Annotated in this window: 15 protein-coding genes; 6 read left to right on the top strand and 9 right to left on the bottom strand. The window is 65.9% G+C overall.

Features of this window, described 5'->3' with window-relative positions; genetic code table 11:
- Positions 1 to 2 precede the first annotated feature (2 nt).
- The 3 genes from VT03_RS31105 to VT03_RS31115 form a co-directional block, all read right to left on the bottom strand.
- Positions 3 to 275: a hypothetical protein gene (locus tag VT03_RS31105; protein ID WP_075096602.1), complete on the bottom strand. Its 273-nt coding sequence runs from the start codon at positions 273 to 275 to the stop codon at positions 3 to 5.
- Between the two features lie 105 nt (positions 276 to 380).
- On the bottom strand, positions 381 to 1,571 hold the full coding sequence (locus tag VT03_RS31110) for a hypothetical protein (RefSeq protein ID WP_156514903.1): 1,191 nt from the start codon (positions 1,569 to 1,571) through the stop codon (positions 381 to 383).
- Between the two features lie 150 nt (positions 1,572 to 1,721).
- Complete coding sequence (locus VT03_RS31115; protein ID WP_156514904.1) at positions 1,722 to 3,422, bottom strand: alpha/beta hydrolase; 1,701 nt, start codon at positions 3,420 to 3,422, stop codon at positions 1,722 to 1,724.
- 438 nt (positions 3,423 to 3,860) lie between these two features.
- On the opposite strand from VT03_RS31115, the gene VT03_RS31120 reads away from it, so the two are divergent.
- Together VT03_RS31120 and VT03_RS31125 are read left to right on the top strand one after the other, a co-directional pair.
- The gene (locus tag VT03_RS31120) at positions 3,861 to 5,528 is read left to right on the top strand and encodes an arylsulfatase (RefSeq protein WP_075097391.1); all 1,668 of its coding nucleotides are present in this window, start codon (positions 3,861 to 3,863) and stop codon (positions 5,526 to 5,528) included.
- 331 nt (positions 5,529 to 5,859) lie between these two features.
- Entirely contained in the window at positions 5,860 to 6,900 is a 1,041-nt protein-coding gene (locus VT03_RS31125; protein WP_082846672.1) for a rhomboid family intramembrane serine protease, read from the top strand.
- Between the two features lie 211 nt (positions 6,901 to 7,111).
- Here the strand turns inward: VT03_RS31125 and VT03_RS31130 are convergent, their stop codons facing one another.
- Together VT03_RS31130 and VT03_RS31135 are read right to left on the bottom strand one after the other, a co-directional pair.
- A complete protein-coding gene (locus tag VT03_RS31130; protein WP_075096606.1) occupies positions 7,112 to 7,669 on the bottom strand; it encodes a hypothetical protein in 558 nt (185 codons plus the stop codon).
- A gap of 13 nt (positions 7,670 to 7,682) precedes the next feature.
- On the bottom strand, positions 7,683 to 8,453 hold the full coding sequence (locus VT03_RS31135) for a DUF1559 domain-containing protein (RefSeq protein ID WP_231870729.1): 771 nt from the start codon (positions 8,451 to 8,453) through the stop codon (positions 7,683 to 7,685).
- Between VT03_RS31135 and VT03_RS34920 the strand changes: the two genes are divergently transcribed.
- The gene (locus VT03_RS34920) at positions 8,340 to 8,603 is read left to right on the top strand and encodes a hypothetical protein (RefSeq protein WP_231870732.1); all 264 of its coding nucleotides are present in this window, start codon (positions 8,340 to 8,342) and stop codon (positions 8,601 to 8,603) included. The two genes, VT03_RS31135 and VT03_RS34920, sit on opposite strands and share 114 nt — an antisense overlap.
- 99 nt (positions 8,604 to 8,702) lie before the next feature.
- Here VT03_RS34920 and VT03_RS33950 read toward each other — a convergent pair whose 3' ends face one another.
- The 4 genes from VT03_RS33950 to VT03_RS31150 all read right to left on the bottom strand — a co-directional run bounded on the left by VT03_RS33950 (position 8,703) and on the right by VT03_RS31150 (position 11,279).
- Entirely contained in the window at positions 8,703 to 9,083 is a 381-nt protein-coding gene (locus tag VT03_RS33950; protein WP_156514905.1) for a hypothetical protein, read from the bottom strand.
- A 529-nt stretch (positions 9,084 to 9,612) separates the two neighbouring features.
- Positions 9,613 to 10,302 carry a hypothetical protein gene (locus VT03_RS31140; RefSeq protein ID WP_075096608.1) on the bottom strand — a complete coding sequence of 230 codons (690 nt, stop codon included), beginning with the start codon at positions 10,300 to 10,302 and terminating at the stop codon, positions 9,613 to 9,615.
- Between the two features lie 51 nt (positions 10,303 to 10,353).
- The gene (locus VT03_RS31145) at positions 10,354 to 10,554 is read right to left on the bottom strand and encodes a hypothetical protein (RefSeq protein ID WP_075096609.1); all 201 of its coding nucleotides are present in this window, start codon (positions 10,552 to 10,554) and stop codon (positions 10,354 to 10,356) included.
- Between the two features lie 26 nt (positions 10,555 to 10,580).
- Entirely contained in the window at positions 10,581 to 11,279 is a 699-nt protein-coding gene (locus tag VT03_RS31150; RefSeq protein WP_075096610.1) for a DUF899 family protein, read from the bottom strand.
- Positions 11,280 to 11,463: 184 nt separating this feature from the next.
- On the opposite strand from VT03_RS31150, the gene VT03_RS31160 reads away from it, so the two are divergent.
- The 3 genes from VT03_RS31160 to VT03_RS31170 all read left to right on the top strand — a co-directional run bounded on the left by VT03_RS31160 (position 11,464) and on the right by VT03_RS31170 (position 14,388).
- Positions 11,464 to 13,068 (top strand): ankyrin repeat domain-containing protein, encoded by a 1,605-nt coding sequence (locus VT03_RS31160; RefSeq protein ID WP_197489134.1) that lies wholly within the window; start codon positions 11,464 to 11,466, stop codon positions 13,066 to 13,068.
- Positions 13,069 to 13,525: 457 nt separating this feature from the next.
- The gene (locus tag VT03_RS31165; RefSeq protein ID WP_156514906.1) at positions 13,526 to 14,176 is read left to right on the top strand and encodes a winged helix-turn-helix domain-containing protein; all 651 of its coding nucleotides are present in this window, start codon (positions 13,526 to 13,528) and stop codon (positions 14,174 to 14,176) included.
- Positions 14,173 to 14,388: a hypothetical protein gene (locus VT03_RS31170; protein ID WP_075096612.1), complete on the top strand. Its 216-nt coding sequence runs from the start codon at positions 14,173 to 14,175 to the stop codon at positions 14,386 to 14,388. Before VT03_RS31165 ends, VT03_RS31170 begins: the two co-directional genes overlap by 4 nt.
- The last annotated feature ends 118 nt before the right edge of the window (positions 14,389 to 14,506 follow it).

The following is a 14,506-nucleotide window of genomic DNA, read 5'->3' on the forward strand; positions in this document are numbered from 1 at the left end:
GCCTACCGCTTCCCCGCGGCCGGGGAGCCGATGGAGGTCCATTTGTCGTCCGGGGCCGCGCTCCGGTACCAGCACTCGCCGGTGGCGGTGTCGACCAGGAACACCGTGGAGTAGCCGCCGCTGGGGGGCCGGGGAACGACTTCCATCTGATAGCGCGTCGGCAGCGCCGCGGGGCCGGGCTCCTCAGCGGCCGCCGGCGGGGAGGTGGACCAAGCGGCTCCTATGACGGACGCGACGAGGAGCGCGGAGACGAGGACGGACGATCGTGTGGACATGCGAGGCCTCCGGGTGGGTTGCCCGGACTCCAGCACGTCTCACGCCGCGGCGTTTCGTCTTTGACGCAATGAGGCCGCTCGGAGCTCCCGAAGGACGGGCGCGACTTAATTGGGAGCGGTCGACACCGGGACCAACTGGCCATTCTGCATCCGGTCGATCCGTTTGGCGACGCGGTCGACGACGCGATCCCCTTCTTCCAGCTCGAACGCCGCGACGTCGAATCGCTCCTCGGGAATCGGCGAGTTGACGCGGCTCTCGACGAACTGAAACTCTCTCCCGTGGCTGAGCGTCCCTTCGTCGTCGAAGGCGGTGTGGACGTACCGGCTCGGCACGAGGGACTCGCCGGCCGTCTCATACTCCCAGACGGTCGCCTCCACGACCGTCCCGTCCGCTTCGCGAAACATCCGCGCCGACCGGGGCAGACAGCCGCGGTCGAGAGTCAGCGTCAGCTCCAACGTCAGCCGGTCCTCGGGCCGGTCCGCGAGATAGCTCTTGCGGATCTGCAGCGTGGACGAATCCGGCGACCGCCAGACGGAGAGAAGCCGGGAAACCTTCGGGCTGCGCAGCTGCCCGGCGTATCGACTCAGCAGAGCGTCGAGCCGGTGGCCGCCGGTTTCGAGCGTGATCGTGGGGTCGATCAGAAAGGAAGACATCCGGACCTGGGAAGCGCTCTCGGGCGCCTCGCGGTTCACGTAGCGTGAGAGGGGCTGGTCGGCCGTCACCGAGCGTGGGAATCCGACGAAATCGCCCGCCAACTCATCCGGCCACAGGGTGTCCATCCCCTCGGGGCGGACGATCACCTTGACGCGCTGGCGGTCGTGGGAGGTGGAGATCCGCTGCGTCCTTCGATTCCGGAGCGTGGTCGGCTCGACGTTCTCGGACTCGGAGAAGAGGGCGGAGTTCTCCCGGTCGTACCAGAACCGGGCCCGGGCCCGCCGCTCCCCCTCGACCACGTCCTTCACGTTCTCCGGCGTCCCCTCACCCGTCGCCGTCGATCCCGAGGATGCGGGGGCGGCGGGGGCGGCGGGGGCGGCGGGTTCCTCGTTCGGTGCGTCCTGGGGAGCGGGGGGAGCCTCCCGGAACGTGAAGCGGTCGACGACGAGGATCTCCCCTTCCCAGGTCCGCACCCCGTCGAAGATCGCCCGCATCCGGTCGGCGCCCGTCTCCAGGATCTGCGCCGCCGCTTCCGGCTCCAGCCGGACGAAACGCCCGTCGGCCGGTTCCTCGCCAGTCGCAGCCGCCGCCAGCCCCATGCAGAACAGCGCGGTCGTCAAACACCGATTCGCGGATTGCATCGGTCGCCTTCTTTGCTTCCAACTGTCCGTCTTGGCCCCACGACGACGCGACATGCCTCTCAGGCGAGGCAGCCCGCGTCGATCGAACGAGTGTAGGTCCGGTTCGCGGACTCGTTCAAGACGGCGGATGGGCCGCCGGTGCACGGGCTTCTACGTCCCGGACCCCTCGGCCGACGCCTCCTTGCGAACCTGTTCGGCGAAGTGCCGCTTCAGCCGCTCGATCCCGGCATCGGTCCAGCCGGCCGGCTCGGTCACCTCCCGCCAGGCGTCGATGTAGCTTCCATGGTCGTAGTTGTGCCCGTAGCCGAGGGGGGTGCTGGTCGCCATCGGGAGGTCAAAGAGGACCTGCAGGAACGTGACCACGGGATACCAGCGGAGGTACGGCGAGACATCGGGGCCGCGGGGCTCCGCGAGCCATTCCGGCCGGCGGTACAGCAGGTCCGTCCGGAAGAAGACCATCGGGTCGCTCGCGTGCTGGATGTAGACGAACCGCAGCGGCCCCCAGCGACGTCCCGCGTCCCGCAGGGCGTTCTCGCGGCCGGTGAAGCGGAGCATCGACCCGTCGCGGATGACCGGCAGCCAGACCGGCGTGCCGGGGTTCCGCCCTTCGACTGCGTGGGCCCAGACGGTGCTCGGGAACGGCGGACCGCTCCAGACCGCGCCGTGGATTGGGTCTTCAAAGATCGTGAACAGGTCCGCGCTCGATTCCGAGCCGAGCGAGCCCAGACTGAGGCCGTGCAGGTAGAGCCGGGGGCGGCGGTCCTTCGGCAGGCTCTTCCAATGGCCGTAGACCGCTCCGAAGAGGGCCTCGGCCGCCTCGCGCGAGCGGTTCGGATCGACAAGGATCGTGATCCAGCTCGGCAGGTAGGAATACTGCATGCTGACGATCGCGGTATCCCCGCCGTGCAGGGCCTCCACCGTGTCGACCGCGGCGGGGTCGAGCCAGCCGGTCCCGGTCGGCGTCGCCACGATCAGCACGGACCGCTCGAACCCGCCGCACCGCTGCAGCTCCGCCAGGGCCAGTTCCGCCCGGTCGGCCATCGTCTCGCGGGAGCCGAGGCCGGCGTAGACCCGCAGCGGCTGCCGGGCCGATGCCCCGCGGAGGGGCCGGATCGTCTCGGCGCTCGGCCCCTTGAGGAGAAACTCCTTCCCCTGCCGGCCGATCGTGTCCCAGGGGACGAGGGACTGCGGGCTGCCGCAGGCCAGCGGGTCCTGCGGGGCGGACATCCCTTCGTCGACCGCCATGTCGATCCGGAGGAACGCCCGGTCCGCCAGGTGGAGCGCGACCCGGGCCACGACCCGGTTGACGAACATCACGACGGCCGTGACGACGAGGAGCGTCGTCAGGACGTACGAGACCCGCCGCGGGACCACGCGGCTGATCCGCACGTGCACCACGCCCCAGAGCCGGACCAGGCCCCGCGTCGCCATCACGAAGGCCAGCCCGACGACGGCCGCGATCGCGGCGACATGGAGCGGGTAGGCGCTCGCCACCGGCTCCATCGCCATCCGCTCGCGGATCGAGTTCTGCCAGACCGTGTCCCGCCACAGGAAGATCACGGCCACGACTGCCACCGCGACCCCGGTCACGCGGCGGCTGACCGACTCCAGCCGGGTCCCCGGCCGGGGAAGCTCGAGGTAGCGCCAGAGGAGAACCAGCCCGACGCCGATCGAGTACCCCGCCGCGAGGGCGAATCCCGAGAGGATCCCCTGCACCGGGTAGTGCCGCGGCAGGAGCGACGGCGTGAGCGACACGGCGAAGAACAGCGTCGCCACGACGAGCCCGATGAACGAGAACGAATCCCACTGCCGCCGGAGGAGGGAGGGAGGCGTCGGGGCGGTCTCGGACATCATTGGCACCCGGCAGGGAAGATGAGGTGGGGACAAGGCCGCGAGGGGACAAAGGGATGTCTGTCCGACTCGCGGTCGCTCCAGTCTACCGACCGGATCCGGTTCTGCCCGACGCCAGGACGTCGGAAACCGATCGGAGTCATTCGGTACCCAACATCGGACGACGCGTCGAGGACACCTCTCTTCACCGACCCGGCCCTGCCGCCGACTCGACGGCAAACCGGATGCGAAGCCGCTAGCATTCAGCCGGCCGCGCGGCCCCTTCTCTGAACTCTCGTTCCATCTTCACAGCAAACCCCCGGCAGGACGAAATCCTTCACCCGTGCCGGTCCGATCACCGGCCGCGCTCTTCCCCTTTCGAACCCGGATCCCGCAGCCGTCGCGCGCCGCCCGCCGGTCCGCGATGGCGTCTCGTCCTTTCCCCCTTTGGAGCTCATCATGATCAAGACACCGCTTCGTTATGCCCGGGGGGCCCTGGCCCTCCTGCTCGCCGCAGCCGCCTGCTGCGGTCTCGCCACCAGAGAGGCCCGGGCCCAGACCGCCGCGAAGCCCAACATCCTGCTGATCGTCTCGGACGACACCGGCTACGGAGACCTGGGACCTTACGGCGGCGGCGAAGGCCGGGGGATGCCGACGCCCAATATCGACCGCATCGCGCGGGAAGGGATGCAATTCTTCACGTTCTACGCCCAGCCGAGCTGCACCCCCGGCCGGGCCGCCATGCTGACGGGGCGGATCCCCAACCGGAGCGGGATGACGACCGTCGCCTTCCAGGGCCAGGGGGGCGGACTCCCCGCCGCCGAATGGACGCTCGGGTCGGTCCTGAAGACCGCCGGGTACAGCACCTTCTTCACCGGCAAGTGGCACCTGGGCGAGTCGGACTACGCTCTCCCCAACGCGCAGGGCTATGACGAGATGCGGTACTGCGGGCTGTACCACCTCAACGCCTACACCTACGCCGATCCGACGTGGTTTCCCGACATGGACCCGGAGCTCCGGGCGTTCTTTGCCAAGGTGACCAAGGGGTCGCTCTCGGGGAACGCGGGGCAGCCGGCCAAGGAGGACTTCAAGATCAACGGCCAGTACGTCGACACGCCGGACAAGGGCGTCGTCGGGATCCCGTTCTTCGACGGCTATATCGAGAAGGCGACGGTCGAGTACCTGGAGAAGGCGGCCAAGACGCCGGACAAGCCGTTCTTCGCGCACGTCAACTTCATGAAGGTCCACCAGCCCAACCTTCCGCACCCGGACTTCATCCACAAGTCGATGTCGAAGAGCAAGTACGCCGACTCGGTGGTGGAGCTCGACGCCCGCATCGGCAAGATCATGGACACGGTCCGCCGGCTGGGCCTCGATAAGAACACGCTGGTCTTCTACACGACCGACAACGGGGCGTGGCAGGACGTTTATCCGGACGCCGGTTACACGCCGTTCCGCGGGACCAAGGGGACCGTCCGCGAAGGGGGGAACCGTGTCCCGGCGCTCGCCTGGATGCCGGGGAAGATCGCGGCGGGTTCGAAGAGCCACGACATCGTCGGGGGCCTCGACCTGATGGCCACGTTCGCCTCGGTGGCGGGGGTGAAGCTGCCGACGAACGACCGGGAAGACAAGCCGATCATCTTCGACAGCTTCGACATGTCGCCGCTGCTGTTCGGAACGGGGAAGTGCGAGCGGAAGTCGTGGGCGATTTTCACGGAGAACGAGCTTTCGCCCGGGGCTATCCGCGTCAACAACTACAAGTTCGTCTTCAACCTCCGCGGGGATGACGGCGCCCACACGGGCGGCCTGGCGGTCGATACGAACCTGGGCTGGAAGGGTGCGGAGAAGTACGTCGCCACGGTGCCGCAGGTCTTCGACCTGTGGCAGGACCCGCAGGAGCGGTACGACATTTTTATGAACAACTTTACGGAGCGGACCTGGATGGCGGTGGTGATGGAGCGGGAACTCAAAACGCTCATGAAGACGTATGTGGAGTATCCGCCGCGGAAGGTGCAGAGCTATGGGTACACGGGGCCGCTGACGCTCTCGAATTACGAGAAGTTCGAGTGGGCGCGGGAGCAGCTGAAGAAGGATGGGGTCAACATTTCGCTTCCGACGGGGAACTGATTCGGAAGATTGCGGGATGCCGCTGCTGGCCCGCATCTGATATTGCGGGTCCAGGGCGGCAGCCCTGGTGAGGGATGCAAGGGGGCCTGTGTTGTTCTTTTGGCCCCCTTGCCCGCCGGAGGCCTGGCCGTCGGACGATGTCTGAAGGATTGAGTGTCCAGGCGCGGACAACGTGCCGGATGCCCCCTCACCAACCCGCGGGGAGGACAAAGCGAGCGTTGGAGAGTAAAGGAGTCTCTAAGACCGACCAGTGAATGCCGCTACGAGCCGCGCGGGACGGCCGTCTTTGCGTATCGAATTCACGACGACCACTCTTTCTGTGGGGCCGCTGATGAGCATCGATCCTCCATCTGTCGAGCCGAAGCCTGGTGATCCGACACCACCGGGCGAGCCGACGCAGCCAAGGCCAACCGACGACCGTACTCCGGCGCCGCTCTCCTCACCCTCCGCGGACCTCGCTCCCGCGACCGCGGCGGACGATGCGCCGGCGCTCACGCCGCAGCTCCCACCGGTGGGGCGGCCATGGATCACGGTCCTGGCGATCGTAATCTGTGTCGGCGTGTTTTTCGGTCTCAACAGCCAGCCGGACCCCGAGTCGTGGGACGCGATGTCGAAGTTCGGCGTCCTCCCGGCCGGCGAGATCTGGGACGGAGGCTACTGGGCGCTCGTCTGCTCCGCGTTCGCCCACGTCCAGCTGTGGCACGTGGGGCTGAACCTCTACTGGCTCTGGATTTTCGGCGCGCCTCTCGAGCGGGCGATCGGCTCGATGCGCTTTCTCGCGTTCTTTCTCAGCGCCGCCGCGGTGAGTTCGGCGTACCAGCTGGCGTTTTCGGACTCGACCGGCATCGGCGCGTCCGGCATCTTGTATGCCATGTTCGGGTTTCTCTGGTGGGGACGGGACGCCTCTCCCGAGTTCGCCAAGGCGCTCAGCGGTCAGACGTCCCAGTACCTGTTCATCTGGCTCTTCGTGTGCCTGATCGCGACCTGGACGGGCCAGTGGCAGATCGGGAACGCCGCGCATTTCTCGGGGCTGCTGTTCGGGATTGCGGTCGCGGCGGCGTTCGTCGTCCCGGGGGCAGCCCGTACCGGGAAGGTCGCCGTCGCCGGATTGGCCGCGGCGGCGATCGTTCCCCTGTTCTGGGCGCCGTGGTCGGTGAGCTGGCTGGGCTATCACGCCTATAAGGCCCACGCGGCGGAGCGGTATGACGAGGCGTACGAGCTCTATTCCCAGGTGATCGAGCGCGCTCCGGAGAGCGCGTGGGCGCACCTGAACCGGAGTTACGTCAACGAGGCGCTCGGCGAACCGGAGCGAGCCCGCATGGATCGGCAGATCGCCCTCTCGCTCGATCCGACAATCGAGCAGCAGCCGTAGAGGGATGGCGATCCAGGAGGAAGCCGGACCCCGGCGACGCCCCTGACCGCAAGCGGCTTGAGAGCTCGCTCGTTCACCGGCGATACCCGCCGTGGCTTGGACCGTTTCACAGGGAAAGGCCTTCGGCGGCAAGCCCCTCAACTCGCAACACAGGCTCCCTTGCCCCCGGCTCAGTGGATGCGGCCACAACCGGGCCAGGCCGCTCACGCCCTTATCCAGACATGATCCGAACCGGGCACACCACTGCAAATCGTCTCGGGGCCGTCCGGTCGCCGGGGCGGAAGAGGTGGAACTCGACGATCAAGAAGAACTCGCCCAGGTGATCGGGCACCGTCCAGGTGTCGCTGAACTCGGCCCGCAATCGATCTTCACTTCGCGTTTCCTTCGCCGTCACGACGGTCTGACCTTCGGCCAGCATGCCGACGGGATTGGAATCCCGGCTCAGGACTGAGAACTGAATGGCGACGAGCGTAGACCCCTGCTGGACATGACGGAGCTCGACGGAACCGCGAACAGGCACCATGGAATTTGCCCGAAGCGTGATTTCCTGAGTTCCAGCCGCCGTTCCATCGACAAGGACTTCGGCTCTCTCCAGATAGTCTTTGTCGATCAGCAACTCGACCGTCGGACGTTCTGCGGCCAATCGCTCTGGATTCGGCGCAGTTCCGTTGTACCAGACCCGAGGGGGCTGCCGCGGATAGAAGCACCAGGCCATCGCGCCCAGCAGGATGATTCCGGCCAGGAGGCGGAAGCGATTGGAATTCAACATGCGGCGTCCGTCCTCAGAATGAACTGGCGAGGCTTTCCCGCCCATCTCTCGACCCGATCGCCAGCCAGACCGCGAGATCGATGTCTTCCGTCGCGAAACGGACGGCACCATCCGCCAGGAGGAGATTCACGCCGCCGGAATGGTTGCTGACGGCCGGCGACGAAAAGAGCAGGCCGGAACTGATGCACGACGGTCCATTGGGGGACACGACATGATTATAGCCGGCGTTGGGAGTGAGATAGCCGATCCCCCCCGCCTGTGTGATCGGCGGGATCGTTTGAGAGACATGAACACAATCACTCGAGAAGGCATTCAGCTGCGCCAGCGAGACGGCCGACGCGGAAGCGTTGTTCACGAACCAGTTTCCAAATCTCGCATCCGGAAGCGCCAGCGGCTGAAAGGGAGGAGCATTCCGCCGTTCCGAGCAGAACGCCGTGTGAGCAAGTCCGTCCGAGACATCCCGCCAGGAGAGTCCGCGACCGTCGTCCGGGACGAAGGCTCGCTGTTGTTGCGCTGCGTCCGTCAGTCCCCGGTTCACGGCATAGCTGGCGGCTCCGGCAGACGTCGCTTCCGTATCGTCCGGACAGAGGTAGGCTGCGATCCGCCTGGCGGTCGTTGCTGCCGTCAGCTGGTCATTGGGATCGCCAGCCAGCAGACCTTGAAGTCGGTCGTGTTCCGCCACCTGTTCCAGGTGTGGCAAGAGCGAGAAGAGAAGGCCCGCCCCGCGGAGACTGAATGGCAGTTGACGATGAAGCGTCTCATAGGAATGGGCGGCGATTCCGATCTGCCGGAGGTTGGACGCACACTGGCTGCGTCGCGCGGCTGCACGGCTCAACTGAACTGCTGGAAGCAGCAGCGCGACCAGCAGGCCGACAATGGCAATCGCCACCAACAGTTCAACAACGCTGAAAGCTCGTCGAGTCGCGACGAATGAACGCGATGCAAATCGCACGGCGGGCCCTCCGAAGAGTGACCGGCCCGCGGCGATCACCGCGGGCCAGCAGCCATTCCATGTCCAGGGGCGTTGCGATCGTCAGGGGACCGTGCAAGTCGAAACGTCCGACGTTCCCGGATAACTCGGCATCGACGCGGTGTAACGGTATGTCCCCTTCGCGGTAAAGTTGTTGTTCCCGCTTTGCATCGTCGTCGACCAGGTGTTTGATGACACCCCGCAGACCCAACCTGCATCAATCAGGGTAAACCCGGTGGCACCTGGTGCCTGGTGATAGACGAACGTCGTCACCGTTGTGCCATTTGGGTTGCCCGTGCCACTCACCGGGTTGCCTGGGAGGGCCGGCGACGACAGTCCATTTGCCGGAACCACCCACGCCACGGCCGCGGCGCGGAGTTCGTTCGTGCCAACTCCCACGACCAGAAGCGCCGTCAAAAGCCCTCGCATCCAGTTCTTCAGCATGGCCTCAGTCTCCCTTTCGAGCGTCAAGGAAAGAAGCAGAATTCCCGGCCTCCAGGAGTCCGCCGCCCATCTTATTCCTCTGATGTACAACCTCAATAGATTCCTTGGAAGTTGCATTATTGTTTTGCGATCGCCTCATTTAATTAGACGCCATCGGATTCAAGGTGGTCAAATGACATCGCGTCGCCACGCATTCCTAACGTGAATGTTCAGGTCATGGTCTCCATTGAGACGGTCCTCCGGAAATTTCCTGAGGCACAACCGCACCGGAGAGGTCGCCGTGGACGTCCCCCCCGAACCGTGCGTGCGGCAACAGAGGTCGAGCCCCCCGCGTCGGCAGGTCCGCCCCGCCCGGATCCCACTTGCTCCAATTCTGCGCACCGTTCAAACGGGGGGGGGGCTGCAGCGGAGTGGCCGGAGCCTTGTACCGCCGTGATTCTCCCGGGAGACGTTTATTGCCCAAGCGTAGATCCCATGGCCCGTGTGTGGCTGGCGAACTCTCTCTCCGACCTGCGGCGCCCGTCGTGGATTACCGCCGCCTCGCCGCCGCTTCCTCCAGGACTTTCCGGACATCGTCGGTCACGCCGGCCTTGGCAGGATGGTCGCTGGTGGCCAGCAGGCCGAGCGTCGTTGAGCCTCCGCCGTACATGTTGGCCGGGGCGTTCACGTCGGCGCCTGCTTCGACCAGCAGGCGGGTGATCTCTGCGAGGTTCAATGGGACTCGCTGGCGGTACGTTTCGACGCCGTTCGAGCCGACGTAGTGCAGCAGCGTCGAGCGATGGCCATATCGAGATCTCCGGTGAATCAAACGCGGATCGCCGGCCAGGAGAACGCGGAGCGTCTCGACATCGCCTCGGAGCAGCGTGTCTACGGCCAGCTCAAAGTCCGCGTCCGGCGGGTCGCCCCCTTCGGCCGCCGCGTGCAACCAGTCGGTGAAGCCGTACTCCCGGGCGATGGTCTGCCGGGCATCGTCCGGCGTGAAGGCGCTGTTCATGATGTCGTCGGCCGAATGGCACGCCAGTCGGGGATGCCAGCAGGTGATCTGCGGGACGATCGCCCGGTCGCCCGCCTGGTGAGCGTCCAGAATCCGGTTCGCCTGCCGGTCCAGCTGGTCGCGGATGGGGAGCCGACGGACGGTGTCCGTGAGCAGGTCCCGATGAAGTCGTTCGACCTCCCGGACCTGCTCGCAGACGTACACGGGTTGTTCGCCCTGGCTCATGCGATTCTCGCTCGTTGCGGTCGAGGTGGCCCCGATCGGGAGAGGGCCGGCTCAGGCGGCGTTCTGGAGCTCCACGCCGAGGCTCCACAAAAGGAAAAGCGAAATCCCCCAGGTGAGCATAGCGCCGAAGAGGCAGACGGGCCAAGGAGCGTTGACGCTGCCGAAGGCTTTGCTGACCACCACGCAGAGGGCCAAGAGGTCAGCGAACAGCGACAGCAGGAACAGAAAGCCCAAGATGTCATAGCTTCTCAATCGACACCTCCGGACATCAGTCGCTTCTACTCCACAGACTTGTCGGTCCGCGTCCACTGGGCCACGGGACGGCCGTCGCGACGCCACCAGGAGCCTGCTTCGTCGAGCTGGACGGTCACGGGGGAGTCCTCCCACGTCTCCTGCCGGCCATACGGGGTCAGGTCCAGCAGCTGCAGCGTGGGGAGCATCGCCTCGATCCCCCGCCACTTGGTTTCGTACGTTTGGAACACCCCGTCGCCGGTCCTGAGGTAGCAGCGGAGGTCTCCGCCGTCCCGGGTGGCGAGGGCCGGTCCGGAGTCCGCCGTCGAGTACCAGGGCGTCCCCCAGCCCATGAAGTCCCGATAGGCGAGGAGTTCCTCGAACGGACCGCTGCTGAAGACGGCGTAGGTCACATCCCGCTCGGCGAGATAGGCAGAGACGGCCGCGGTCATGGCCGCCTGGCTGTGCGTGCAGCCTTCGCACTGTTTGTGGTGAGCCGCCCCTCGGTTCCACATGAAGTGATAGACGAGCAGCATTCGCCGGCCTTCGAACACGTCCCGCAGCGTGACGGGCCCGCTGGCTCCCGCGACGGTGACCGGCTCCATGGGCGTCATCGGCAGACGTCGCCGGGCGGCGGCCAGCGCGTCGCCGGCATGCGTGTGCTCCTTCTCGCGAACCAGCAGGTCCGCCCGCGCCCGCTCCCATTCCTCGCGGCTGACAACTCCGGGTGTCGCTGCGTCCTTCATCGTGTTCCCTCCGAGGCCGACGACCGTGTGATCGCCGTATGATGGATGATATCAAATTGCGGCCCGGCCGGAGGGCGAGCCCGGCGGCATGGGACATGGCCGCCGGAGTTCGTGACGCCGTCAGGGTGCATCTCATAGACTCAACGTGCGTTGTGTCGTCTTTCCCTTTTCTCCCGGGCCCGCCGTGACGATTCATCAGGATGCCGCCGACGGCAACATCGAAGGGATCCGGCGGCATCTGCGGAAGCGCGCGGCGGTCGACGAGCGTGACGAGGACGGACTCACGCCGCTGGCCCACGCGGCCTGGAGCCCGCTCGCGGGTGCCGATGTGGTGCGGCTGCTGCTCGAGGCGGGGGCGGATCCGAACGGGGCGCTGAAGGACCGCGACCACGCCGCGCTGGAACTGGCGGCCTGCTCCGGGAGCCTCGACAAAGTCGAGGCCCTCCTGTCTGCGGGAGCGGAGATCGGCTGGGCCTCGCCGCAGGGCTACACCACCCTCGTCAAGGCGATCTACAAGCTCCAGAACAACCCCTCGCTGATCCCGATGGTCGATCTGCTGATCCGCCGCGGGGCCGAGCTCGACAGCACGACGGAGTACGGCGAATCCCCCCTGAGCGTGGCGTCGCGGTTCGGCCGCTTCGACCTGGTCCAGATCCTGCTCGACGCCGGAGCCGATCCGACGGACACGCTCGGCTGGTCCCCCCTGATGCAGGCCGTGGCTCTGGGGACGGCGGACGACGTGGCCCGGGCCCTGGAGACGTGCGGGCCCGCGGACGTCGCCGAGGACCGGGACGGATACGGGCGCACGCCGCTGCATCTGGCCGCTCTCACGGACGACGTCCGGAAGATCGAACTGCTGGTCGCCCACGGCGGCGATCTGACGGGGACGGATCGCGTGGGGACTACCCCCCTGATGGAGGCGGCCCAAGAAGGCCGGCTGGCCGCCCTGCAATGCCTCCTCGAGCTGGGAGCCGATCTGGAAGCGGTCGACTCGCACAATCAGACGGCGCTCCTGGTCGCCGCCGCGGCTGGAGAGACGGAATCCGTTCGAGTCCTGCAGGATGCCGGAGCGAACGACGACCATCGCAACCAGTTCGACGAACTCGCGGTCTCCCTGGCCGTCAACGTCGCGACCGCCCGGTTGCTCACGCACGGGGAAGACCTCAGCCTGCTCCGCACCGACGTCCAGCGGAGGATCATCGGCCTGCCGGTCGAGGCTCCCATCGAGTCGACCCCGGAGGAGTACCGCACCGGTCGGACGCGGTGGTTCGGGACCTTGAACCCGCAGCTGATGAACGTCCCCCACTGGAGGGCGATGATCCGGGCCGGCTGCTGCGCGTATCGGGCGGCGGAGAAGTTCGACGATACGGACACCCTCGGGTCCGGGCCGGGGTGGTGCTTCGACCGGTTCGGCATGTCGCTGACGGAGCTGCCGGACGGGCGGTTCGTGAATATCGGCGGAGAGCACGAGGACCACTACGACCCTGACTTCTGCATCTACAACGACATCGTGATCCACGACGGCGCGGGGGGCTTCGACATCCTGGGCTACCCCGAGACGCTGTTCCCGCCGACCGACTTTCACACCGCCACGCTGGCGAGGGACGGCATCTACATCATCGGGGGGCTGAACTATCCGCACGGCCGAGTGTTTGGGACGACCCCCGTTTACCGCCTGGACTGCCGGACGTGGAAGATCGAACCGGTGAAGACCACGGGGGACAATCCGGGCTGGATCTACGGCCACCGCGCCCGGAGCGAATCGCCGACGCGGATCGTCATCACCTAGGGGAAGGTCTGCCGGGAAGAAGACGGCGCCGAAGAGCACGTCGAGAACAAAGACCGGTTCACGCTCGATCTGAGCACGATGCGGTGGACGCGGGACGGAGCTTGATCGGGTGGTGACGGGGTGGCTCTGCACGAGCATGCCACCTGTCACCCGAAAGCATGGCCACACAAAGCTGCGGCCATGCCACCCTGCCTATCAGATGCAGCCGGGTGACGAAGAACGCGGCGTGTCGGGCCAGACCGAACAGGAGTTCGCTCGTCGTCCTCCGTTGACTCCGGCACTCGCTCGAACCCCGGGGCGCCGGCGACCGCGTTCGATGATCGAGCGAACGTCTTCGTGTGCCCCACGGCTCCGGTCGGATCGTCACTTGCGAAGGCGATCCGACACTTGCGACACCGTTGCGCAAACGCATCCAAGGCGTGGTGCCCGACCTGCCGCGTCGATCCATTGAAAATGATTGTCGTATTTCAATGGCCCGGGTACACTCTCCCCTGAGATGACCGCTTCGCTGCCAGAACTGTTTACGGTCCGAAGTGACGCCGAGTGGAGTGCAATCAACTCTTCAGTCCGCGTGGAGATGCTCGTCTTTATGCTCACGGTTGGTCCGTGTTCGATCCGTGAATTGGCGTCGCTGATGAACCGGCCCGCTGATGGCTTGTACCACCACATGCGCAAGCTCGTCTCGGCGGGAATCGTTCGTGATGTTGATGTTCGAAGCGTCGGCACGCAGACCGAGACGATCTACCAGACGGTGGCCAAGGACATCACGATCGAACGCAACATTGGCCGAAAGCGAACGCGTGACAGAAGCATTCGCCTCTTTCGGACGATGATGCAGCACGCCCTGCGTGTCGTCGAAGCCGCCATCGAAACTCAGAGAGCCGTGCTTGAAGGATCGAAGCAGAATTTCCGGTTGAACTGGCAGGTCTCCTGGCTTGATGACCGACAACTGGCAGAGATCAAAGAACACCAGGCGGCTATCAGCGGAATCCTGCAGCAAGGAATGCAACAAAGGCAAGGGCAATTGATCGCCCATTTGACCTACATGGTTCCCGTTGTGCGTACTCGCGAAGCTCCTTCTCCTCAAGACCCAGAAAGCAAGACATGACAACCGATTCGAACAAGAAATTGGTGTCCATCAATGCGTTGATTTGGGCGGTTGCGACGATGGCTTCAGTAATTCTTCCGTTTGTGACGGATTCGCTGACAGACGGTCGCAGCGCGTTCGCCCGGATCTTTGTCCAAGCGGCACCGCTGATTGCGGGGATGTTTATTTCCTCGATCTCAGTCGCCAAGGCCGTTCGACGTCCAGTCAGCTAGGCCGTGTGGACATTGAGGGTGGCGTTTTCCTCTGGAGCGGGCATCATCGGCTGCTCTGCAGGCCGGACAAGGAAGGCCACGATGTCCGGACGCCACGCTCCCACCGACGCTCAGTGGA

The sequence above is a fragment of the Planctomyces sp. SH-PL14 genome, assembly GCF_001610835.1.
Taxonomy (GTDB): Bacteria; Planctomycetota; Planctomycetia; order Planctomycetales; family Planctomycetaceae; genus Planctomyces_A.